The 23,297-nt window shown below is 39.3% G+C and carries 17 protein-coding genes; 9 read left to right on the top strand and 8 right to left on the bottom strand.

The genetic code is table 11. The annotated features are described in order from the left end of the window. Window positions 1-2 precede the first annotated feature (2 nt). Window positions 3-2,126: a xanthine dehydrogenase family protein molybdopterin-binding subunit gene (locus tag H9L23_RS11420; protein ID WP_187595069.1), complete on the top strand. Its 2,124-nt coding sequence runs from the start codon at window positions 3-5 to the stop codon at window positions 2,124-2,126. A gap of 508 nt (window positions 2,127-2,634) precedes the next feature. Further along, entirely contained in the window at window positions 2,635-3,681 is a 1,047-nt protein-coding gene (locus H9L23_RS11415) for an NAD(P)-dependent alcohol dehydrogenase (RefSeq protein ID WP_187595068.1), read from the top strand. Between the two features lie 48 nt (window positions 3,682-3,729). Here the strand turns inward: H9L23_RS11415 and queG are convergent, their stop codons facing one another. After that, window positions 3,730-4,665: a tRNA epoxyqueuosine(34) reductase QueG gene (gene queG / locus H9L23_RS11410; protein ID WP_187595067.1), complete on the bottom strand. Its 936-nt coding sequence runs from the start codon at window positions 4,663-4,665 to the stop codon at window positions 3,730-3,732. Window positions 4,666-4,802: 137 nt separating this feature from the next. Between queG and H9L23_RS11405 the strand changes: the two genes are divergently transcribed. Beyond that, window positions 4,803-5,009, top strand: coding sequence for a hypothetical protein (locus H9L23_RS11405; protein WP_187595066.1), 207 nt, complete (start codon window positions 4,803-4,805; stop codon window positions 5,007-5,009). A 61-nt stretch (window positions 5,010-5,070) separates the two neighbouring features. On the opposite strand, the gene H9L23_RS11400 is transcribed toward H9L23_RS11405, so the two are convergent. The 3 genes from H9L23_RS11400 to H9L23_RS11390 all read right to left on the bottom strand — a co-directional run bounded on the left by H9L23_RS11400 (window position 5,071) and on the right by H9L23_RS11390 (window position 8,752). Next, the gene (locus tag H9L23_RS11400; RefSeq protein ID WP_187595065.1) at window positions 5,071-6,579 is read right to left on the bottom strand and encodes a bifunctional GNAT family N-acetyltransferase/carbon-nitrogen hydrolase family protein; all 1,509 of its coding nucleotides are present in this window, start codon (window positions 6,577-6,579) and stop codon (window positions 5,071-5,073) included. Window positions 6,580-6,804: 225 nt separating this feature from the next. Further along, complete coding sequence (gene ruvB, locus H9L23_RS11395) at window positions 6,805-7,827, bottom strand: Holliday junction branch migration DNA helicase RuvB (RefSeq protein WP_025144690.1); 1,023 nt, start codon at window positions 7,825-7,827, stop codon at window positions 6,805-6,807. A 31-nt stretch (window positions 7,828-7,858) separates the two neighbouring features. Beyond that, entirely contained in the window at window positions 7,859-8,752 is an 894-nt protein-coding gene (locus H9L23_RS11390) for a 3-hydroxyacyl-CoA dehydrogenase family protein (protein WP_187595064.1), read from the bottom strand. Window positions 8,753-9,310: 558 nt separating this feature from the next. Between H9L23_RS11390 and H9L23_RS11385 the strand changes: the two genes are divergently transcribed. From H9L23_RS11385 to H9L23_RS11375, 3 genes are read left to right on the top strand one after another with little or no spacing between them, the layout of a single operon-like run. Further along, window positions 9,311-12,421 (top strand): SusC/RagA family TonB-linked outer membrane protein, encoded by a 3,111-nt coding sequence (locus tag H9L23_RS11385; RefSeq protein WP_187595063.1) that lies wholly within the window; start codon window positions 9,311-9,313, stop codon window positions 12,419-12,421. Between the two features lie 11 nt (window positions 12,422-12,432). Next, window positions 12,433-14,034, top strand: a complete 1,602-nt coding sequence (locus H9L23_RS11380) for a SusD/RagB family nutrient-binding outer membrane lipoprotein (protein WP_246474916.1) — start codon at window positions 12,433-12,435, stop codon at window positions 14,032-14,034. 21 nt (window positions 14,035-14,055) lie between these two features. After that, complete coding sequence (locus tag H9L23_RS11375; protein WP_187595061.1) at window positions 14,056-14,970, top strand: DUF1735 domain-containing protein; 915 nt, start codon at window positions 14,056-14,058, stop codon at window positions 14,968-14,970. A gap of 603 nt (window positions 14,971-15,573) precedes the next feature. Here the strand turns inward: H9L23_RS11375 and pdxH are convergent. Then, a complete protein-coding gene (gene pdxH / locus H9L23_RS11370; RefSeq protein WP_187595060.1) occupies window positions 15,574-16,224 on the bottom strand; it encodes a pyridoxamine 5'-phosphate oxidase in 651 nt (216 codons plus the stop codon). 46 nt (window positions 16,225-16,270) lie between these two features. On the opposite strand from pdxH, the gene H9L23_RS11365 reads away from it, so the two are divergent. Further along, a complete protein-coding gene (locus tag H9L23_RS11365; RefSeq protein ID WP_187595059.1) occupies window positions 16,271-16,834 on the top strand; it encodes a YqgE/AlgH family protein in 564 nt (187 codons plus the stop codon). 138 nt (window positions 16,835-16,972) lie between these two features. Here H9L23_RS11365 and purE read toward each other — a convergent pair whose 3' ends face one another. Together purE and H9L23_RS11355 are read right to left on the bottom strand one after the other, a co-directional pair. After that, window positions 16,973-17,473, bottom strand: coding sequence for a 5-(carboxyamino)imidazole ribonucleotide mutase (purE, locus tag H9L23_RS11360; RefSeq protein ID WP_187595058.1), 501 nt, complete (start codon window positions 17,471-17,473; stop codon window positions 16,973-16,975). Window positions 17,474-17,522: 49 nt separating this feature from the next. Continuing rightward, the gene (locus tag H9L23_RS11355) at window positions 17,523-18,662 is read right to left on the bottom strand and encodes a 5-(carboxyamino)imidazole ribonucleotide synthase (protein WP_187595057.1); all 1,140 of its coding nucleotides are present in this window, start codon (window positions 18,660-18,662) and stop codon (window positions 17,523-17,525) included. Window positions 18,663-18,716: 54 nt separating this feature from the next. On the opposite strand from H9L23_RS11355, the gene H9L23_RS11350 reads away from it, so the two are divergent. Then, window positions 18,717-19,907 carry a BaiN/RdsA family NAD(P)/FAD-dependent oxidoreductase gene (locus H9L23_RS11350; protein WP_187595056.1) on the top strand — a complete coding sequence of 397 codons (1,191 nt, stop codon included), beginning with the start codon at window positions 18,717-18,719 and terminating at the stop codon, window positions 19,905-19,907. Between the two features lie 244 nt (window positions 19,908-20,151). Here H9L23_RS11350 and H9L23_RS11345 read toward each other — a convergent pair whose 3' ends face one another. Continuing rightward, window positions 20,152-20,868 carry a hypothetical protein gene (locus H9L23_RS11345; RefSeq protein ID WP_187595055.1) on the bottom strand — a complete coding sequence of 239 codons (717 nt, stop codon included), beginning with the start codon at window positions 20,866-20,868 and terminating at the stop codon, window positions 20,152-20,154. A 203-nt stretch (window positions 20,869-21,071) separates the two neighbouring features. Between H9L23_RS11345 and H9L23_RS11340 the strand changes: the two genes are divergently transcribed. Continuing rightward, window positions 21,072-23,267, top strand: a complete 2,196-nt coding sequence (locus H9L23_RS11340; protein WP_187595054.1) for a B12-binding domain-containing radical SAM protein — start codon at window positions 21,072-21,074, stop codon at window positions 23,265-23,267. The last annotated feature ends 30 nt before the right edge of the window (window positions 23,268-23,297 follow it).

The following is a 23,297-nucleotide window of genomic DNA, read 5'->3' as shown; positions in this document are numbered from 1 at the left end:
TTATGGAAAAGAGAATTTTAAAAGAAGATACCGATCGTGTAGATGGCATTTTAAAGGTTACCGGACAAGCTAAATATTTTGCAGAATACGAGCTTCCTGGTTTAACTTATGGCGTGTTGGTAACCAGTACCATCACTAAAGGAAAAATTACCGGACTTGATACCAGGGCAGCCGAAAATGCACCTGGTGTAATTGCTGTTGTTTCGCATTTAAATAAACCATCTGCAGCTGCTTACGAGCAGGAAGGTGGTCCGCAGATGAAAATTTTTTATACTGATAGGATTTTTTACAATGGGCAGCCTATTGCCATTGTGGTGGCAAATACCTTCGAAAGGGCAACTTATGCAGCTTCTTTAGTAAAAGCAACTTATGCTAAAGAAGAATTTAATACCGATTTTGCAAAGGCTTTAAAGGATCCTAAAGCAAAAAAACTGCAAGGGCAGGCTGATTATAAGCGGGGTATAGAAAATGCCTATAAAACAGCTGAAGTAAAACTCGAAGAGCGGTATTTTTTACCGATTGAAACGCATAATCCAATGGAACTGCATGGGATTATTGCCGATTGGCGTCCGAACAACCAGCTTACTGTTTATGCTAAAACGCAGGGTGTAAAAGCTACTCAGGGTACTATTGCCAATGTTTTTAAAATTCCGATCGAAAATATCCGGGTAAACTCGGAGTTTGTTGGAGGCGGTTTTGGTATGGCTTTACGTACCTGGCCATTGGAAATTGCAACAGTAATGGCCTCCAAACTTATTGGTAAACCAGTAAAGGTGGTTATTACGCGGATGCAGATGTTTACCATGGTGGGTAACAGGCCGGCAGCCATCCAAACCATTGGTTTGGGAGCAGATAAAAATGGAAAATTAACAGGTATCACACACCGTGCTTATGGCGAAACTTCTACTTATGAGAATTTTACCGAAGGTGTAGTGAACATGGCGAAGTTTATGTATCAATGCGATAACGTAAATACTTCTTATGCCATTGTTCCGGTAGATCTTGGAGTACCGATCTGGATGCGTGGTCCTGGTGAAGCAACCGGAGCTTTTGCTTTAGAAAGTGCGATTGACGAAATGGCGCATGCTTTAGATATGGACCCTTTGGATTTTAGGATCAAAAACGATCCTGAAACCGATCAACAAAAAAATAAACCTTTTTCAAGCAAGAATATTAAAGAAGCTTATAAAATTGGTGCTGAAAAAATAGGCTGGAGCAACCGGAAAAACAAACCGGGTAGCCTGGTCGAAGGATCATGGCAAACAGGTTATGGCGTAAGTGTTGGCGTGTTTAATGCCAACAGGGGGAAAGCCAGTGTTAAGGGAGTTTTAAAGGCAGACGGATCGTTACTTTTACAAAGTGCAACAAGCGATATAGGCCCGGGTACTGGAACCGGAATGACTTTAATTGCCAATAAACTGATGAAAATCCCGGTAAATAAAATTACTTTCGAACTGGGCGATTCTTCTTTGCCACCTGCTCCGAGCCAGGGTGGTTCTGCTACCTTATCTACTGTAGGCTCAGCTGTAAACGATGTTTGTGTGGCCCTGAAATCAGCTATTGCCGAACTGGCGGCAAATTCGAACATGGATGCAACAGCTAATTTTGTTGAGGTATTAAAAAAGAACAATTTACCTTCTATAGAGGTAACTAAAGAAAGCCAGAGTGGTAAGGAAAAAGATAATTATTCTATGTATTCCTTTTCAATCCACTTTGTACAGGTAAAAGTTCATGCTTTAACGGGTGTGGTAAAAGTGAGTAAAATTGTTTCTGTCGGCGATTCGGGCACTATTGTGAGTCCGAAAACAGCCCGTAGCCAGATGCTGGGTGGTGCAGTAGGCGGTATTGGTATGGCTTTAACTGAAGAATCTATTGTCGATCACCGTTACGGAAGATACATCAATAACAACTTTGCTGATTATCACGTTCCGGTAAATGCCGACGTACCGGAAATTGATGTCAACTTTATCAACAAACCCGATCCTTATATCAACCCTATGGGTGCAAAGGGCATGGGCGAAATTGCTTTAATCGGTTTTTCGGCAGCGGTTGCCAATGCGGTTTTTAATGCAACAGGTAAAAGGATCAGGACGTTGCCAATAACGCCTGATAAGGTATTGGCATAGTCATTCCAAAGGAGTCATTTTTTTGAAAACTTGAGTCTTATACAGATTTGTCATCCTGAGTATAGTCGAAGGATCTTTTTCTTATGATGGATACTGAAACAAGTTCAGTATGACGGATCTAGCAGACCTCGCAGGTTTTCAAAACCTGCGAGGTCTTATTTTAAGCGGTAGGTTTGTGTTAGGGATTGTAAGGGTTTAGTGCCGATTTTTATCGGTACCGGAGCGAAGCGCAGCCCTGAAAAGCCCGACCCTTTCCCGTATTTCACGGGATTGGGGAACGCCCATATTATTCTCAGTTGAGAGTTGCATAAATAGTTCTACGATTCTATCGTTTTATAAACGATAAGTTATTCAACACTCGTTAGAAACGAGCGTTAGCGGCAGAATTCCTGTACAATCACCCTCTATGGAGGATAGTAATTGCAACAATATGGCACCTGCCGAAATGAACCCGAGCTGACAAAGCATAATGCTTAATCTTCTAGCTTTGAACAAAATTTAAATATATATGATAGCTGCAAAAGGATACGCTGTTCACAGCCAAACTGATAAATTGGCTCCATGGAATTTCGATAGAAGGAATGTTGGGCCGAAAGATGTATTAATAGAAATTTTATTTAGTGGAATATGCCATTCTGATATCCACCAGGTAAGGAGCGAATGGGGACCAGCAAGGTATCCGATGGTTCCGGGACATGAAATTGTTGGACGCATTACTGAAGTGGGATCAGCCGTTACTAAATTCAAAGTAGGCGAATTAGCAGGGATTGGCTGTATGGTAGATAGCTGTAAAGAATGCCCTACCTGCAAAGGTGGTCAGCAACAGTTCTGCGAGAAAGGCGAAACCGTTTGGACTTACAATAGCGTAGAACGCGATAAAACTACACCAACTTATGGCGGTTATTCGAACAAAATTGTTTGTACGGAAGAATTTGTGGTGCATGTTTCAGATAAATTACCTTTGGCAGGTGTTGCACCATTATTATGTGCAGGTATTACCACTTATTCGCCGATTAAGCGTTGGGGAATTACAAAAGGACATAAAGTTGCGGTTTTAGGTTTGGGTGGTTTGGGCCACATGGCGGTTAAATTTGCGGTTGCCTTTGGTGCTGAAGTAACGGTTTTAAGTACTTCTCCATCAAAAGAAGCCGATGCCAGAAATTTAGGTGCACATAACTTTGTGATCACTAAAGATCCTGAGCAATTAAAACAATATGCCAAACATTTCGATTTCATTATCGATTCGGTTTCTGCACCGCATGATTACGAAATGTATTTCAAATTATTAAACGTTAATGGTGTACATATCTGTGTAGGTATACCAGCTGAACCTATAAAATTCCCGGGCTCGGGCTTGATGCATGGCAACAGGGTTTTAACAGCTTCTAGTATAGGTGGGATAGAAGAAACACAGGAAATGCTTGATTTCTGTGCAGCACACGATATTGTTTCTGACGTGGAAGTGATTAACATCAACTACGTTAACGAAGCTTATGAACGCGTATTAGCCAGTGATGTGAAATACCGTTTCGTAATTGATATGGATACATTGTAACACAATTAAAGCAGCCAGGTTTTTAAGCCTGGCTTCTTTAATTTATGACTATGCAGGTTTCAAAAAATCGATATTTCTTTTAAGTCCCGCATATTTGGTACGTTTTACTGCTGATCCTTTAAAAACCTTTTTAAAAACATCATCTGTAATTTCAGTTAAATCTTTTGCATTCAGGTCCAATAAACCATTTTCAGGTTTAAAAGCACTTTCATTGTGCGCCTTCGAAAAACGGTTCCAGGGACAAACATCCTGACAAATATCACAACCGAACATCCAGTTGCTCATTTTATCCTTAAACTCGTTAGGGATTTCATTTTTAAGCTCAATGGTGAGGTAAGAAATGCATTTAGTGCCATCTACAATTTGCGGGGCAATAATTGCATCAGTAGGGCAGGCGTCTAAACAGCGTGTACAGCTTCCGCAATAATCGGCCTGATAAGGATGATCATAATCTAATTCCAGGTCGACAATCAGCTCTGCCAGAAAGAAAAAAGAACCATTGGTTTTACTGATCAGGTTAGAGTTTTTCCCGATCCAGCCAATTCCCGATTTTTTTGCCCAGGCACGGTCTAAAACAGGCGCCGAATCTACAAAGGCCCTTCCTGAAACTTCGCCGATATTTTCCTCAATAAAATAGGTAAGTGCTTTTAGTTTATCTTTAATAACCGTGTGGTAATCCTGTCCGTAGGCATATTTGGAGATTTTTGGTGCGTTTGGATCCGATTGTTTTTCTTCGGTATAATAATTTAGCGATAAAGAAATTACCGATTTGGCGCCTTCAACCAAAAGTGTCGGGTCGAGGCGTTTATCGAAATAGTTTTCCATGTATTTCATCTCACCATGGCGATTTTGATTAAGCCATTTTTCTAACCTTGGTGCTTCTTCTTCCAGAAACTCGGCTTTAGAAATGCCACAGGCCATAAAACCCAAACGAAGGGCTTCATCTTTAATCAATTGGCTATATTTTGCAGAATTGTTGTACACCGAACTGCAAAGATAAGGCTTAGGATTTAAAACATTTTCATTTATCGCTTGTTCTAAATACAGAAACTAAATTAATTGATTATCGCGCTTCCTGATCTGGATTTTACCTGAATGGAAGGGCTTTTTAAAGATAAGATATGGAAAACATCGATCCACAACATACGGAATCAGGAGAAGCTCCTAAGCCGATTGAAAAAGATTACGAAAGTCATAAAGAAGATCCGGGACCAGCAAAACCAGCTGTTACCGAAAAAGATGAAAATGGTGGTGGACAGGCCCTGAAATGGGTGCTACCAATAGCCGTTATTATTGGCCTGATCATCTGGTTTATAATGAGAAAATAATTAGCTTTAGATTAAAATGAAAATGCCGGCTCATTAATTTGACCGGCATTTTTTTATGGGGTTATTTTAAGAGTTTTACCTGGTAAAGGTCTTTTCTGCGGTCTTTTAATACTTTTACTGTTCCGTAGTGGTGTAATTCATCCAATAAGTGTAAATCAACATCAACTACCAAAACCATCTCTGTATTTGGCGTAGCTTCAGCTTTAATGGCATTGGTTGGGAATGCAAAATCAGAGGGTGTGAAAACAGCCGATTGCGCAAACTGAATATCCATATTGTTTACTTTTGGTAAATTACCTACACAACCAGCAATGGCTACATAACATTCATTCTCAATTGCTCTGGCCTGTGCGCAATGGCGAACACGTGTATAACCGTTTTGTGTATCTGTTAAAAAAGGAACAAAAAGGATTTGCATGCCCTGATCAGCATAAATGCGGCTCAATTCAGGAAATTCTACATCATAACAAATCAAAATACCTACTTTACCGCAATCCGTATCAAAAACCTGAACCTTATCTCCACCAATCATTCCATAATATTTTTGCTCATTAGGGGTAATATGGATTTTCCTGTATTCATCTATTTTACCTGTGCGATGACAAAGGTAGGTGGCATTGTAAAGTTTCCCTTCAACCAGTAATGGCATACTTCCTGTAATAATGTTTACATTATAACTCAGGGCATACTCATGCATTTTCTGTACAATTTCTTCTGTTTTTTCGGCAAGCTTGCGCATGGCCTCAATTTCGGGCAAATGATTGTAGGGTTGAAGCAAAGGCGTGTTAAATAGCTCAGGGAACAATATAAAATCCGATTTGTAGCCACTCAGCGCATCAACAAAAAATTCTACCTGCTCATAAAATGCCTCCATATTAGGAAATAAACGCATTTCCCATTGTACTAAACCTAAACGAATGGTCATTGCAGAACGGGCAGAAGCATCTATACCTTGATAATAAATGTTGTTCCACTCAATTAAAGTGGCATATTCTTTTGATTCTTTATCACCTGGTAAATAGTTTTTTAATACTTTTCTTACGTGAAAATCATTGGAAATCTGAAAAGTAAGGGTAGGATCGTAAATTTCCTTAGATTTTACCTTGTCAATGTATTGTCGTGGACTAAGTCGATCTGCATATTCATGGTATCCTGGTATTCTACCTCCGGCAATAATACTTTTAAGGTTTAAACTTTCGCAAAGCTCTTTTCGGGCTTCATATAGCCTTCTTCCCAAGCGCAAGCCGCGAAATTCTGGGTGAACGAAAATTTCGATCCCGTAAAGCGTATCACCATTTGGATCGTGCGTAGAAAAGGAATAATCACCCGTAATGAGTTTATAGGTGTGCCTGTCTCCGTACTCGTCATATTCTACAATAATGGCTAACGAACAGGCAACCACCTTATCGTCAACTGCAATACAAAGTTGTCCTTCGGGAAAAATATTTAAAAGTTTGGCGATACTAGATTTTGGCCAGATGGAACCACCCATGCTGTCGTAAGCCTGAAGCATAGATTCTTTAAGATCTGCGTAATCTTCGAGCGTTAGTTTACGTAATTCAATATTCATAATGTTTGATTTCTACCTTAAGGAACACCAAAAGGGCTTAAATGTTCAAATGGATTTTATTTTTAGTATAAAGCATTGAACTGAAGCGCGGGGCTAAGTAGATATTTCTTAGTGTTGTCGTCATCTCGACCGCAGTGGAGAGATTTTTGAATTCAGGTAAATAGATTTCTCCATTCCGTTGCACTCCAGTCGAAATAACGACCTAACTAGGGAAGTGCAAAGTTGTTAAAACAACTTCCCCGTTTGCCCCGGATAATTCTTCTTTAAATGTTTATACGCTGCTTCGGTAACCTCCCGGCCACGTGACGTACGCATAATATAACCTTCCTGGATCAAAAACGGTTCGTAAACTTCTTCAATAGTGCCTTCATCTTCTCCTACGGCAGTTGCAATGGTTTTTAAACCCACCGGACCACCTTTAAATTTATCGATAATGGTAACCAGAATCCTGTTATCCATTTCGTCTAAGCCGTGTTCATCTACATTGAGTGCATTTAAGGCATAACGGGCAATTTCGGTATCTATATTTCCGTTTCCTTTAATCTGTGCAAAATCCCTTGTTCTCCGCAAAAGTGCATTGGCAATACGTGGTGTGCCACGGCTACGGCGGGCAATTTCGTAAGCACCTTCATCGCTGATCGGTGTTTTTAATATCTCAGATGACCGTAAAACAATTGTCGTTAGTAGTTTAGCATCGTAATAGGCTAAGCGGGCATTAATACCGAAACGCGCCCTTAAAGGAGCCGTTAACAATCCGGAACGGGTAGTGGCGCCAACAAGTGTAAAAGGGTTAAGTGATATCTGCACTGAACGGGCATTAGGACCGGTTTCAAGCATAATATCGATCTTAAAATCTTCCATGGCCGAATACAGGTATTCTTCTACCAGGGGCGATAAACGGTGAATCTCATCAATAAAAAGGATATCGCCTTCATCTAAGCCTGTTAACAAGCCTGCTAAATCGCCGGGTTTATCTAAAACAGGACCAGAAGTTACCTTAATACCCGTAGCCATTTCGTTGGCAATGATATGAGAAAGGGTGGTTTTACCCAATCCCGGAGGGCCATGCAAAAGCACATGATCTAAAGCTTCTCCACGGAGTTTTGCTGCCTGAACAAAAATCTTCAGGTTTTCCATCACTTTTTCCTGTCCCGTAAAATCTTCAAAAGCCTGCGGCCTTAAAACCCTTTCAATATCACGATCGGTAGGGGTTAAGTTGTTTGCTTCAGGATCCAGATGCTCATTCATACAGCAAATATAAAATTAAATGCTAAAAAAATTAGGATTTTTTAAATTTATCCGAAACTACCAAGTCTTTTGAGCCCGCTGTATATTGATAAAAGCCTTCGCCGCTTTTGGCGCCCTTTTTACCTGCAGCAACCATATTTACCAGTAAAGGGCAAGGCGCATATTTCGGGTTACCAAAACCATCATGTAACACTTTTAAAATGGCGAGGCAAACATCCAAACCTATAAAATCTGCCAATTGCAACGGACCCATCGGGTGAGCCATTCCCAGTTTCATTACAGTATCGATTTCGTAAACACCCGCAACTCCTTCATAAAGGGTGTAAATGGCTTCATTGATCATCGGCATTAAAATGCGGTTGGCTACAAAACCAGGGTAATCATTTACTTCTACCGGTACTTTTTCTAAACTTTGAGAAAGCGACATAATGGTATTGGTTGTCTCATTACTGGTGGCATAACCTCGGATAACCTCAACCAGTTTCATTACCGGAACAGGATTCATAAAATGCATCCCAATTACTTTATCTCCTCTGCCAGTTACTGCAGCAATCTGCGTAATGGAAATGGAAGATGTATTAGAGGCCAGGATGGCATGTGCCGGAGCATGCTCATCTAAATCTTTAAAGATTTTAAGTTTCAGCTCAACATTTTCTGTTGCGGCTTCTACCACTAAATCGACATTTTTAATACCATCTTTTATTGAAGTATAGGTGGTGATGTTTTGAAGCGTACCGTTTTTCTGCTCTTCAGTCAAGGTACCTTTGGTAACTTGCCTGTCGAGGTTTTTATTAATTGTTTGGATGGCTTTATCTAAAGCAGATTGGTTAATGTCGATCAGGTTTACCTGATAATTGAATTGTGCAAAGGTATGGGCTATACCATTTCCCATTGTTCCAGATCCTATAACTGCAATTTGTTTCATGTTTAACGGATTTAAAAAAGCGAATTTACTTATTTGTAGCTGAGTTACGCTAATCTTTATCTATTATAAAATTGGATCTATAACAGGGGATTTGGGTTGGGAATTTGGCTTATTTAAACTCTTTTTTTTGGATTTTGCAGATCGGGTTGGGGTTTAATTGCTTTTCTGTTTTGTTTTTTATTTTGTATTTGATGTATGTGATTATTCTTATTCTTTAATGAGTGTTTCATTGATTTTTTTATACTCTTTTAATAAAATTTATCGAAAATTTTGTTAAAAAGTGTGATTTAACATTGTTAAAATGGTTTATCGATACAAAATATCTGTTTATCGTTTCTTAAAATTTTAGTTGTTGCCATTCTTTTTTATTAGAGGCTGAATTATTAATCGCCGCATTTATTCGTAACGGACCGGATCTTCTCTCATTTCCGCGTAAGGTGAAAAATTTAACTAACCATCTTATAGTTTTCAATTGAAGCTTAGCATTAGGTTGCGTTACGGTTTATGTAGTGATTAATTTTTCAGACACATTATTAACTTATTAAACTAAAAATGTAAATGAAAAGAAAACTACTAAAGTGTTTGTTGTTCTTTATTGTTTTGCTGGTAACCAAAGTTTCGGCGCAAGAAAGAATTGTTACAGGAGTGGTATCGGCCAAAGAAGACGGCTTACCGCTTCCCGGGGTAAGTGTAAAAGTAAAAGGTACAAGTAATGGCGTAACCACTGGCGCCAACGGAGTTTATTCCATCAAAGTAGCATCGGGTGCCCAAACCCTTGTATTTACTTTTATCGGTTACAAAACAAGAGAACAGAATGTGAATACCAAAAACATTGATGTAACGCTTGAATCTGATGTAAACAGTCTGGATGAAGTGGTAATTGCAGCCGGAGGTATTAAAAGAACAGCCAGAGAGCAGGGGTATGCTTCTACCAGGATAGATAACGAATCGTTAACTGCTGGTAAATCACCAACCATTGCGGGAGGTTTGGTAGGTAAAGTGCCTGGTTTGCAGATCAATGCGGTAGGTAGCGGTGTAAATCCCAGTTACCGTTTGGTATTGAGGGGTAACCGCTCCATTACCGGTAATAACCAGGCGCTTATTGTATTGGACGGGGCTGTGGTACCCAATGCCATCCTGGGAAATTTAAATCCTGACGATATTGATGATATTACGGTATTAAATGGAGCAAGTGGTGCTGCATTATACGGTTCTGATGCTTCTAACGGGGCCTTGATTATCACCACCAAAAAAGGAAAGATCGGAACGCCGGTAATCAAAGTAGCTAATACTACGGTTTTGGAGCAAGTGAGTTATTACCCATTATTGCAGAACCGTTTCGGTTCAGGTTCTACATCTGGTGCACAGGTTTACGATCCGATAGAAAACCAGCAGTATGGTCCTGCATTTGATGGAACATTGAGGGCCATTGGTCGCGTTACCGAAAGCGGTGCGCAACAGTATACGCCTTATTCGGCTACCGATGATAAATACGATTTCTGGAAGACAGGAGTATCTAACCAAACCGATTTTTCGATTTCATCGGCTGATGAAAAATCATCAACTTACTTATCTGCACAGTATTTAGATGGATCTGGAACCACACCAAAAGATAAATACACCAGAGCAGCCATAAGATTTAATGGTTCGCGCAATTTTAGCAAAAGGTTTACTGCAAATTATAATGCCAGTTATACACAGAATAAGTACGATATTACCAGTGCAACTTCTACAGTTTATGATAACCTCTTAAACACACCTGCCCAGATACCTTTGTTGTCGTATTCAAACTGGCAGGATGCAACAGGCTGGGACAATCCTGATAGCTATTATAATGATTATTACAAAAACCCTTACTGGTCTATAGATAATTACAGGCAAAATACCACCAACGATTATTTGACCGGGTTACTGGAGTTGAAATATAAAGCAGCTGATTGGTTGGATTTTACTTACAGAGCTGCTATCTCTAACCGTTATTACAAGAATAAGAATAGCACAACAGGTTATAATTATACACAGTATACTTTAGATCATTCGGCTAAAACAAACCAAAGCAGTGGGGTGAGTGATGAGATGCTGAACACCAGTAATTTTAGTACCGACTTTTTTGCCAATATTAAAAAAGAGGTGAAAGATTTCTCTTTCAATGCTTTGCTTGGAACATCTTTAAAAAGTTATGTCTATAAAGACCTAAATGCATCAGGCAGTGGTTTGCAGGTAAGTGAACTGTATAATTTGGGTAACATTACCGGAACACCATCTGCTGGTGAAGCCAACTACAATACGCGTCAATATGGTGTATGGGCCGATGTAACCATTGGTTATAAAAAATACCTGTATGTGCATGTAACAGGCAGGAACGATTGGGTGTCGGTGCTTGCTCCGGCCAACAGATCATTTTTCTATCCTGCAGCAGATGTGTCGTTTATCCCGACTGATGCTTTTAGTTTTCTGAAAAACAGTAAAGTTTTAGATTACCTGAAAATCAGGGCAGGAGTTTCGAAAGTGGGTAATGTAAACGTGGGTAATACTACAAACGGTGGTGCTTATTCGTTGCAATCTACCTTCGATTCTCAAACAGGCTATGGTTACGGCACAGGATATACACCTAATAATACGTTGGTATCGAGTAATTTAAAACCAGAGATTACTACTGGTTATGAAGGTGGTGTAGATTTCAGGTTATTTCAGGGGCTGGTTGATGGAACGGTAACCTACTACAATACCAGTTCAACAGGGCAGGCCATTACTGCTGGCGTTCCTATCACTACAGGTTATAACTATTACCTTTTAAATACCGGAGAATTGACCAATGAAGGTTTGGAAACGGCACTGCACTTTACGCCGATTAGAAAAGGAGACTGGAAATTAACGCTTGGTGGTAACTATACTTATAATAATAACAAATTAGTATCGCTTTCTAACGATTTAACCCGTATTGGGGTGAGCAACAGTTCAACCATTTTTGGTCAGGTGGGTAGTGTTTATCCGGTAATTATCGGGTCTGATTATATCCGCGATTCGGAAGGCAGGGTAGTGGTTGATAAAAACACTGGTTATCCTGTAGGAAAAACGGAAGGAAATATTTTGGGTAATACCATTCCTAAAAACAGATTAGGGCTCGATTTTCAACTTTCATACAAAAGTTTGACCTTATCTGGATTGTTTGAGTACAGGTCTAACTATGTACAATATAGCACGGCAGGTTCTACTTATGACTTTTCTGGTTCATCGGCCAGAAGTGCTTATTACAACAGAGAAAAGTTTGTTTTTCCTAATTCATCATATTACGATTCGGCCAGTGGAACTTATGTGGCCAATAACAGTGTTACGGTATCAGATGGCGGTGCGGGCTTTTGGACGAGCAGCAGTTTGTATTCAAGTGTAACCAGTAACTATGTGTATTCGGGAAATTACTGGAAATTAAGGGAGCTGGCTTTGGCTTACAAACTTCCATCTTCAGTATTACGCAATGTGAAATTTATTAAGTCGGCTACCATCAGTGCACAGGGTAGAAATTTATTCATCTGGTTGCCAAAATCTAACGAATATGCCGATCCTGATTACAGTAATAACGGATCAGACAGTAATGCTGTAGGTATTACTTCCTTATCGCAAACACCTCCAACCCGTTACTATGGTGGAACTATATCATTAACTTTCTAATGACAAGAATTATGAAAAGATTTTTAAAATTAACTTTCCTTCTAACCATTATTTTTGCTGCTCAGGGCTGTAAAAAAAGTTACCTGGATATCAACGACAATACCAACTCGGCAACCTCTTCTTCTCCTGAACTGGTTTTGCCTGCTACCTTAAATAATACGGCTTCAAACTTTATTACCTATTTCAATTATGGCGCATGGATGGCCGGGTATCAGGCCAATGCAGGTGGTTATTCTTTTTCAGGATCAACCTATTTTACCTATAACTGGAATTCGGGTACCAACAATGGCTTATTTAACAGTGCATTTTCCGATTTAAGAAGTTACCAGTATATCATCACTTCAACTTCAGGGGTTAGTAAATATGTATTGTTTAATGCAGTGGCGAGGGTAATGAAATCATATTATTACCAGATCCTGGTTGATGAATATGGTAATGTGCCTTATACAGAAGGTTTGGCGGGAATTGATAACCTTACGCCACATTACGATGATGCAGCAACCATTTACAAATCGTTGGTAACAGAGATTGATGCTGCTATTGCGCAGCTAAAAGCAAATGGCTCGAGCACTGTGGTAAAGGCTTTAGGTTCGGCAGATGTGATGTTTGGTGGCGATGTTACCAAATGGATCCAGTTTGCAAACAACGTTAAACTGCGTATTTTAACAAGGGCACAGGACGGACCTTTAGCTTCGTTTGCAGCTACTGCTTTTGGCACTTTCTCTTCCGAAGGTTTTTTAACCGATGATGTGTTGATTAATCCTGGTTATGTAAGTACCAGTGCACGTCAAAATCCGCTATGGAATACTTATCATTCTACCTATACAGGAAGTAATGGTGCTTATGCAGCTCAACAGATCCCAACGAAATGGATTTTTTCTTTCTATAACGGCACAAAACTAAGCGATGCAACACGTGGCGCACTGATTTATAAAAATTATGCTGCTAACACTACACCAACCAATCAATTGGGCAACGAAAGCAATGTGCCTTCGTGGATTTCCGGCTACCCGGCCTGGTATATTGGTGTTGGAACAGCCCTAAGTGCACCAAATGCTCAAGGAATCATAAAAAGCAGGGTAATGGGACAGTTGATTATGCCAGCTGCTGAAACTTATTTTTTACTTGCCGAAGCAGCTTTAAAAGGTCATACTTTATCAGGTGATGCAGCAAGCAATTTCGATAACGGGATCAGGGCTTCATACAATTACCTTCAAAAATCGGGCGCAACCACTACATCGGCTACCAGTGCTGTTTTAGATGCCTACCTCACTGCTTACAAAGCTGCAAATTCGGCTAGTTATCTGGTTAATTACAGTTTAGCAACTACTGCAGCACAACGTTTGGAAGCCATTATTACACAAAAATACATTGCCCTCAATTTTATAAATGGTTTCGAAGCCTGGCAGGAGTATAAAAGAACAGGCTATCCGGCCATATCGGGCACGGCAGCCAATACAACTTTTGTGTCGTTGCAGTCTTCGGCCACAGCAGCAGACCGCTTGCCTGTACGAAACCTGTATCCAACAACAGAGTATAATTTAAATCCGAATGTTCCCACTGGTTTGAACGCTTATACTTCAAAAATCTTTTGGGACGTAAATACTAACTAGTTTTTAGATATGAAAATAGATATGAAAAATTATAAAAAATTAGGCTTTGCACTGTTGGCTATGGCAGTGGGCTTTTCATCATGCACCAAGCAGGATGGTATTTATGCCGAAAATGGATCTAGCGGTATCGTAGAATTAGCTGATCTGCCTTCAAGAACAAGTTCTACCTCTTATGCTTCGGTAACTAAATCTTTTGATGCGGTAACAGAAGTAGATTGCCCGATTTTAATTAACTATACTGGTGTAGATGGTGCTCCGGATGATGTAACTGTTACTTTAGGACTTGATGCTACAATAGTTAGTGCAATGTCGACTTCTACTGCTGTTTTAACCAACCTGGATGCTAGCCTATACACTGTTCCATCTTATACCGTTACTATACCAAAAGGACAGAAACAGGGCATATTTCACATCAAACTTAAAACAAGCGCATTCGATTTTAGTAAAAGTTATGCTTTGGGGGTAGTAGTCAAATCTACTTCAAGAGGAACCGTTAGCGGCAATTATGGAAGTGGTTTATTTAAAATTAATGCCAAAAACGCTTACGATGGGATATATACCGTTGGAACAGGAAGCAGCGTAACGCGTTATACAGCTCCGGGGGTACCTGCAAACGATGCTTTGAGTGGAAGTATTGCCGGTAACCCGAATTTAACCCTGAGTACAGTAAGTGCAACAGCGGTAGAAATTACCAATTTAAAATGGGCTGGCGGAACATCAGGCGTTTCGGGTATCGATAACCTGAGGGCTACGGTAGATCCTGCAACAAATCTGGTAACCATGACTTCTTTGGGTAATGCCACACTTGCAAATTTAGCGGGTAAGGATAATAAATACGATCCTGCTACTAAAACGTTTACGTTAAACTTCAGGTGGAACCCGGCTACAACAACCAGGGATGTAAGCCTGGTGATCAAGTACGCAAGTGCGAGGTAAAAAGTATTTGAAATTAAATTAATAGGATAGAATTGATTTCAGTTTTATCTTATCACATTGAGCCTGTCGGAAGGCCTTACTATAAGCTTGAAAAGTAAGCCGTTTGACAGGCTCATTAATGAGAATTGCCATAAGGTACTGCGTCTTTCCCGTGCAGGCGGGAATCTTAAAGCTTATGGATTACTTGTAATCATTAGGTTTTAAAAACGGGTTTTAAAATGACTATTTAGCGGACAAATGTATATCTCCTAACGTTAAATATTTACTTGTTTTATTGTGATTTAAAATGCTGATTAACAAAAATATAACGTTAATTTTTGTTAAATAAAATGTAACAGTTAAGATGTGTTTTTTTTATCGACACAAAGCAATTATTCGTCGATACCTGCTTCATTTTAATGTCTTTTTTAAGGATTTTTGATGCATCAGGAAAAACAAAAAAGCAAAAAGATTGCTTTTAAAATAAAAGAAAATTACCGTCGGCATTTATAAAAATGCAGACGTTTTAATAAAGGTACTTCCTAGTAAATTTAGGTTAGTTAATGATTAGTTAAAATAGAGATCTTGCTGGATAGCCGATCTCTATTTATTTTTTAAATCCATTTATGGTGCTAACCTGGTTTTGGTCCAGATACCTTTCACTAGTTCGAAGTTTATCCTGTCGTGCAGCCTGCTTCTTCTTCCTTGCCAAAACTCAATTCTGGTTGGTTTTACAATATAACCGCCCCAATGCGCTGGTTTAGCAACGCCCTTATCGGCACTTTTAGCTTTAAGTTCTTCAAATTTTTCTTCCAGAAATGATCTGTTTGGAATAACCTGGCTCTGAGGCGAAGCAACAGCTCCAATCTGGCTGGCTATCGGTCTGGTGTTGAAGTAAGCTTCAGAAGTTTCTTTATCTAATTTTTCTACTGTCCCCTCAATTCTCACCTGTCTTTCCAGTTCAGGCCAGAAAAATACCAAAGCTGCAAAAGGATTGCGTTTTAGCTCTTTCCCTTTGGCACTCAGGTAATTGGTGAAAAACCTAAAGCCATCTCCATCAACTCCTTTTAAAAGTACAATACGGGCATCAGGTCGGCCAGCTTTATCGGCTGTAGCCAAAGTCATTACATTGGGTTCGTGTATCTGGGCATCAACCGCGTGTTGAAACCATTTTTGAAACTGGACAATCGGATCTTCATCAACGTCAGATTCATCTAGCGAAGCGCTTTTGTAATCTTGGCGCAGGTTTTGTAGAAATTCATTTGTAACTTGCATACAACAAAAATAGGCATCTTTTACGGTGTAACAAATGATTATCATCATGCTGAACAATATAAAACCAAAAACCGGCCGCCTGCTCATCTCAGAACCTTTTATGGCCGATCCTAATTTTAAAAGATCTGTGGTATTGTTAACCGAACATGGTGATGATGGTACGGTGGGCTACATCCTTAACCAGGTAGGAAACCTGATCCTGAATGATGTAATCCAGGATTTATGGGATGCAAAAAACTATATTTATTTCGGCGGACCAGTTGCTGCAGATACCTTACATTTTATCCATAGGTGTTATGATAAATTGCAAAGTGGCGAAGATATCGGAAATGGTTTGTATTGGGGCGGAAATTTCGAAACACTTAAAATCCTCTTAAATACCAATGCCATTAGCAAGGATGAAGTGAAGTTTTTTATGGGTTATTCAGGCTGGGACAAAGGTCAGCTTGACCGGGAAATAGAGCAAAATGCATGGATGGTGAGCGATAAATTTGATCCTGAACTTATTTTCAGCAGTGATGATGAAAAGTTATGGCGTGACGTAATCGTAAACTTAGGTCCAAAATATGCACATATCAGTAATTTTCCTGCTGATCCGAGTTTAAATTAGTTTGGAGTGTTGATTTTCTAGACAAGCCTGGGCAGAGCGTCATTCACAACTTGATTGGGAATCGTAATGCAATAAGCTTTAAGATTTCCGCCTGCGCGGAAATGACGCCTCTTTTTAAGAATTTGTGTTAGTCCTTTATTACATTGTTTCAGCACTTTCTTCAACTTTCCTTCTCAACTCATCTTTATAAGCCTGCATTTTAACCGTTAAAGATTCATCAGCCGTTGCTAAGATCTGTGTAGCCAGTAAACCAGCATTTTTAGCCGCATTTAAGGCTACTGTAGCTACAGGAATACCATTTGGCATTTGTAAGATCGATAAAATACTATCCCAGCCGTCAATAGAGTTTGATGATTTAACCGGAACGCCTATCACAGGTAAAGTAGTGATCGAAGCCACCATACCAGGCAAGTGGGCAGCGCCACCGGCACCTGCAATAATTACTTTTAAGCCACGGCCCTGTGCTTCTTTAGCATAATTAAACATGCGTTCTGGTGTTCTGTGCGCAGAAACGACCGTGATTTCATAATTAATTCCAAATTCTTTTAATACATCAGCAGCATCTTGCATTACAGGTAAATCCGATTTGCTTCCCATGATAATTCCTACTAATGCCGAACCTGAATTTTCTTGACTCATATATGTTTTGTATTTCTTTAATTTTTAAAAATATGTAATCGGCAAGGGCCTATGCGATTACTTTTAATGTTTTTTGTACGAACCTTGCTTTTTCTATCGCTTTATCTCTGTCGATATCTACAATGGTTACATGTCCCATTTTGCGGAAAGGCTTTGTATATTTTTTACCATAAAGGTGAACATAAACACCATCAATGGCTAGTATTTTTTCTAAATTTTCATATTTGGCCACACCCTCATGACCTTTTTCGCCAAGCAGATTAATCATAATGGCGTTGGTAATACTACTGGTATCGCCAAGTGGCAGGTTATAAATTGAGCGTAAATGCTGTTCGAATTGAGAAACATAGTTGCCTTCAATAGTCTGGTGACCGCTATTATGTGGACGAGGGGCTACCTCATTAACCAGTAACTCTCCATCTTTGCAAACAAACATCTCAACCGCTAAAATCCCGGTGATATTCATTGCAGAAGCGATATTTTTGGCAATATTTTCTGCTTTTTGCTGCAAACTTTCAGCAAAAGTGGATGGAGAAATCAAAAATTCTACCAGGTTGGCTTCAGGATTAAATTCCATCTCAACCATTGGAAAGGTTTTCATATCGCCATTGGCATTACGGGCTACAATTACCGCAACTTCTTTATCAAAATCGACCAGTTTTTCAATAATACAAGGAGTATCAAAAGCATTGTCAAGATCTGCCGCACTATTGATTTTCATCACGCCTTTACCATCATAACCATCTTTCCTCAATTTCAGAATGTAAGGAAAATGAAAAGGACTATTCTCCATATCTTCCTTTGTATTTACAATCTGGAAAGGAGAGGTTGGAATGTCGTTTTCTTTAAAAAACTGTTTTTGTACACCTTTATCCTGAATTAAACGGATTACCCTCGATTGAGGAAATACCTTTTTACCTTCTTTTTCGAGCTGCTCAAGCGCATCGATATTTACTTTTTCAATTTCGATGGTAATGATATCGGCTTTCTTCCCGAAGTTATAAACGGTGTCAAAATCGGTAATAGAGCCATTTTCGAAATAATTTGAGATATGTTTACAGGGAGCATCAGGATCAGGATCTAAAACCAAAGTGCTTACATTGTAGTTGATTGCCTGTTGGATGAGCATTCTGCCCAATTGTCCGCCGCCTAAAATACCTAATTTTAATTCGCTAATCTGTTTTGCCATGCGCTTGAAATTAATGCTATTTTTGCACAAAAGTAACCATAATAAATTTTATTGATGAATGCTGATGCAATAATTATTGGTGCAGGTGCTTGCGGATTGATGTGTGCGGTGCAGGCAGGCTATCTGGGTAAAAAAGTAATTGTGCTCGAAAAAAACGAAAAACCTGGTGCCAAGATTCTGATTTCTGGAGGCGGCCGGTGCAATTATACCAACCAATTTGCATCAGCTGAGCAGTTTATATCTGCCAATCCTCATTTTATTAAATCTGCCTTTACCCAGTGGACGGTTGATGATACCATCAGTTTTTTTGAAACTTATGGCATTGAGGGCAAAGAAAAAACTTTAGGACAACTATTTCCTGACGATAAGAATGCAAAAGATGTGGTGCAGGTTTTTACGTCTATCTGTGAAGATTTCGGACAGGAAATTAGGTGTAATGCTGATGTAAGGGACATTGAAATATTACCTGATGGCTTTAAAGTAAGTTATGAGAAAAACGGTAAAACAGTTATTTTAACAGCAGCTAAACTGGTGATTGCCGCTGGTGGTTTACCAATCCCGAAAATGGGAGCTACTGATTTTGCCTTGCGTTTTGCCAGAAAACACGATTTGAAAATTGTAGAAACTGCTCCGGCTTTGGTTCCTTTAACCATTACCGGCAAGGATGAGGAATGGTTTGCACAGCTTTCGGGCAATTCTGTTTTTTGTGAAGTCAGCAATGATGAAATCTCTTTCGAAGAAAATATCCTTTTTACCCACTGGGGATTGAGCGGTCCGGCTATTTTGCAGATTTCTTCTTTCTGGAGGAGGGGTGAAAGCATTAACCTGAATCTGTTGCCACATCAGGACATTGCAGCATTATTGGATGAAGAAAGGAAAATAAATGGTAAAACTTTATTGTCGACACTGTTGAACCGGATTTATACCAGGAAATTTACCGATGCATTAGGCAAGTTTTTACCTTTAAATAAACCCGTTGCTGTACTAACCAGAGGTGAAATCGATTTAATTGAACAAACGATCCATCATTTTAAAGTGAAGCCCGCAGGCGATAAAGGTTACGACAAAGCCGAGGTAATGCGCGGTGGAATTGATACTAACGAAATTTCTTCTAAAACGCTGGAGTGTAAAAAAATACCGAACCTGTTTTTTGGAGGCGAATGCTTGGATGTAACCGGTTGGTTGGGTGGTTATAACTTTCAATGGGCCTGGGCCAGTGGCTTTGTAATTGCGCAGCATATTTAAACCTTTAGCGGTTATGCTAATTGTATAACTTAGATGTTCTCAGGTGACTAAGGTGGTCAATATTATTTTGAAATAAGCGGCTGTAATACTTCGGATGGTGCAGCCCTGCTATCGTTGCAAGTCTTCACTCGTTCCTCGCTCCAGGCTTTTCACTTTATCAGGTTTATTTAATCTAAAACACTGGTTATTAAGGGGTAGTTGAAATAAACCTCGCAGGTTTTCAAAACCTGCGAGGTTTGCTCCACTACAAATAAACATTTGGCATAATTTCCCAGGCCCAAGGCTTTTTAAATGTCCTAAACGTTCTCAGTTCAGAAAAATATAATACTTCACTTGTTCTGCGGTTTGCAATATCCCTTCTGTGCAGGTTACCAACGGTGGTAAATAATTCCCGTGTTTTAAAATCGTAAACCCTTTCAGTCATATCGCCACTGTTTTGATTAAAGTAAAGATTGATGACACTGGTTAAAAACCAATCTTTGTTTTCGAATTTAAAAGTATAGCCCAATTCCCAGCGCCACTCTGATCCTCCTTGAAAACGGAGATAAAGTTGTTGGTCTTTAATCGCAATTTGCTGTAGTGGGTCGCCCAGTTTACCACCTTCTTCGGAGCGTAAGATAAAATCATTGTTCTGCGTAGATAAGCTTAAAACACCTGTCGATTTATTTTTAAAAAATATAGCCAATATCCTGGGCTTTTGCGTTTCTTTTATAATGGCGCTGCTGTTGTCGCCATAAACCCGGGTTTCGTCAACCGGTTTGTTGTATTCAAAAACCACTGCTAAATCCGCTGAACCATCATTATTTAAGTCGCCACTAACCTGGTCGATAATCATCCAGTTGGCTGGTGTAAATTGTTCAACAGAAGTGCCTTGTGTTTTAATTTTAGGAAATATAAATGTTTTTTGCGCAAAGGCGATTTGCACACAGAGCATCAGGATGTAAAAACAAAAAACTTTCATTCAGGTAGAAAAGGTATTGATGTAAGGTTAAAACGTTTGGTTTGTGCTTTTAGTTTGCCTTTTAGCTCAAAGGTCAATACAGCCACGGAATCACAGAAACATTGAAAATTAATCGCAGTTTACCTTCAGCTAGTGTAATGGTGTTAAAATTACACCGCTAAACTTCCAAAAATCCCGTACTTTTGCAGAAAAAACAATTCCTTTTGAAAACCGAAATCCTTGCCATTACGCCGCCGTTTACCCAACTGAATACGCCATATCCAGCAACGGCCTATATAAAAGGTTTTCTGAATACTAAAAATATCAGCTCAACACAGGCCGACTTGGGAATTGAAGTAATTTTGGAATTGTTCTCTAAAAAAGGATTACAAGATTTATTTAGGGTAGATAATCAAAAACCTAAAAGCGACAATGCCAAACGTATTTTTGCTTTGCAGGATGAATATTTAAAAACCATTGATGCCGTAATCGCCTTTTTGCAGGGCAAAAACCCAACTTTGGCTTTACAGATATGTAGCGATGACTTTTTACCCCAGGCTTCACGTTTTTCGCAATTAGAAGAGTTAGACTGGGCTTTTGGGGCAATGGGTACGCAGGATAAAGCAAAACATCTGGCCACACTTTATCTCGAAGATATATCCGATTATATTGTAGAGTGTATCGACGAAAATTTTGGTTTTAGCCGATATGCCGAACGTTTAGGCAGAAGTGCAAATTCTTTTGATGAGTTATATAATGCATTATTAAGAGAATCTACTTACATCGATCACATCCTGATTTCGGTTTTAAAAGAGAAAATTGAAACGGTACAGCCTAAATTATTTTTGATTTCAGTTCCTTTTCCGGGCAACTTATACAGCGCTTTTCGCTGTGCGCAATGGATAAAGGCTAATCATCCTGAAATTAAAATTTCTATGGGTGGTGGTTTTCCGAATACCGAGTTAAGGTCGTTATCAGATGTAAGGGTTTTTGAGTTTTTCGATTACATTACACTGGATGATGGCGAGTTGCCGATAGAATTGTTGTACCATAATATTACACATCCCATCCCGGCTGAAGCCCATTTTTACAAAAGAACTTTTCTGCTTGAAAATGGTAAAGTAGTTTACCGTAACGATGCCTTCAGAAACGATTATAAACAAGCTGATGTAGGCACACCCGATTATACAGGCCTGCTTTTGGATAAATATATTTCAGTAATTGAAATTGTTAACCCGATGCACCGCATGTGGAGCGATGGACGCTGGAATAAACTCACCATGGCGCATGGCTGTTACTGGGGTAAATGTACTTTCTGCGATATTTCTTTAGATTATATTAAAGTTTACGAACCGGTTGCGGCTAAATTGATTGTAGATCGGATTGAGGATCTATATGAGAAAACCGGACAGAATGGTTTCCATTTTGTTGATGAAGCAGCACCACCAGCATTGATGCGCGAAGTAGCTTTAGAAATTATCAGAAGGAAATTAGCGGTTACCTGGTGGACAAATATTCGTTTTGAAAAGAGCTTTAGTCAGGATTTATGTTTGTTGCTCAAAGCTTCCGGATGCATTGCCGTTTCAGGCGGATTGGAAGTAGCATCCGATCGTTTGTTAAAACTGATCGATAAAGGGGTAACCGTAGAGCAGGTGGCTAAAGTTACCCGCAATTTCACTGAGGCAGGAATTATGGTTCATGCTTATTTAATGTATGGTTATCCTACGCAAACGGTGCAGGAAACGGTTGATAGCTTAGAAATGGTACGTCAATTATTTGAAGTAGGCATATTACAATCGGGTTTTTGGCACCAGTTTGCCATGACAGCACATAGTCCGGTGGGGATGTACCCTGAAAAATTTGGCGTGGTAAAAGAAACCGAAGCAATCGGAACTTTTGCGAATAACGATATTAATTATACCGATAAAACAGGGATTGATCACAATAAATTCAGCTATGGATTAAAGAAATCACTCTTTAATTTTATGCATGGCATCTGTTTTGATTACGAATTACAGGATTGGTTCGATTTTAAGATTCCAAGAACGAAAATTCCTGCTGATTTTATTGAAAAGGCATTAAACGACGGCGATCATTTTAATACGAAACCAACTGCAAAAGTAGTGTGGATAGGAGGAAAGCCATCTGCCGACTATTTTACAAAATCGAAAAAAGGAAATACCTGGGAAATGGCCTCTCTTACCTTCCACGATAAAAAGGAAACTTTTACGGTTCAAACCAATAAAAGAGAAGGCGAGTGGTTAACTGCTGTTTTGAATAAAATTTCGATTTCGAATGAGAAAGTATATACTTTTCAAGAAATTAAAACCGATTTTGAAACAGAGTTGGAAAACTTTGAACTTTTCTGGTATTCAAAACCCATAAATACGTTAAGGGAATATGGTTTGCTAGTGCTTTAATGACGATTTAATCGTCTTTCTATCGCAAAC

This window comes from Pedobacter roseus (assembly GCF_014395225.1).
GTDB classification, from domain to species: Bacteria; Bacteroidota; Bacteroidia; order Sphingobacteriales; family Sphingobacteriaceae; genus Pedobacter; species Pedobacter roseus.
Note: the sequence above shows the minus strand (reverse complement) of the source record. Positions and strands in the feature narration are given on the sequence as shown.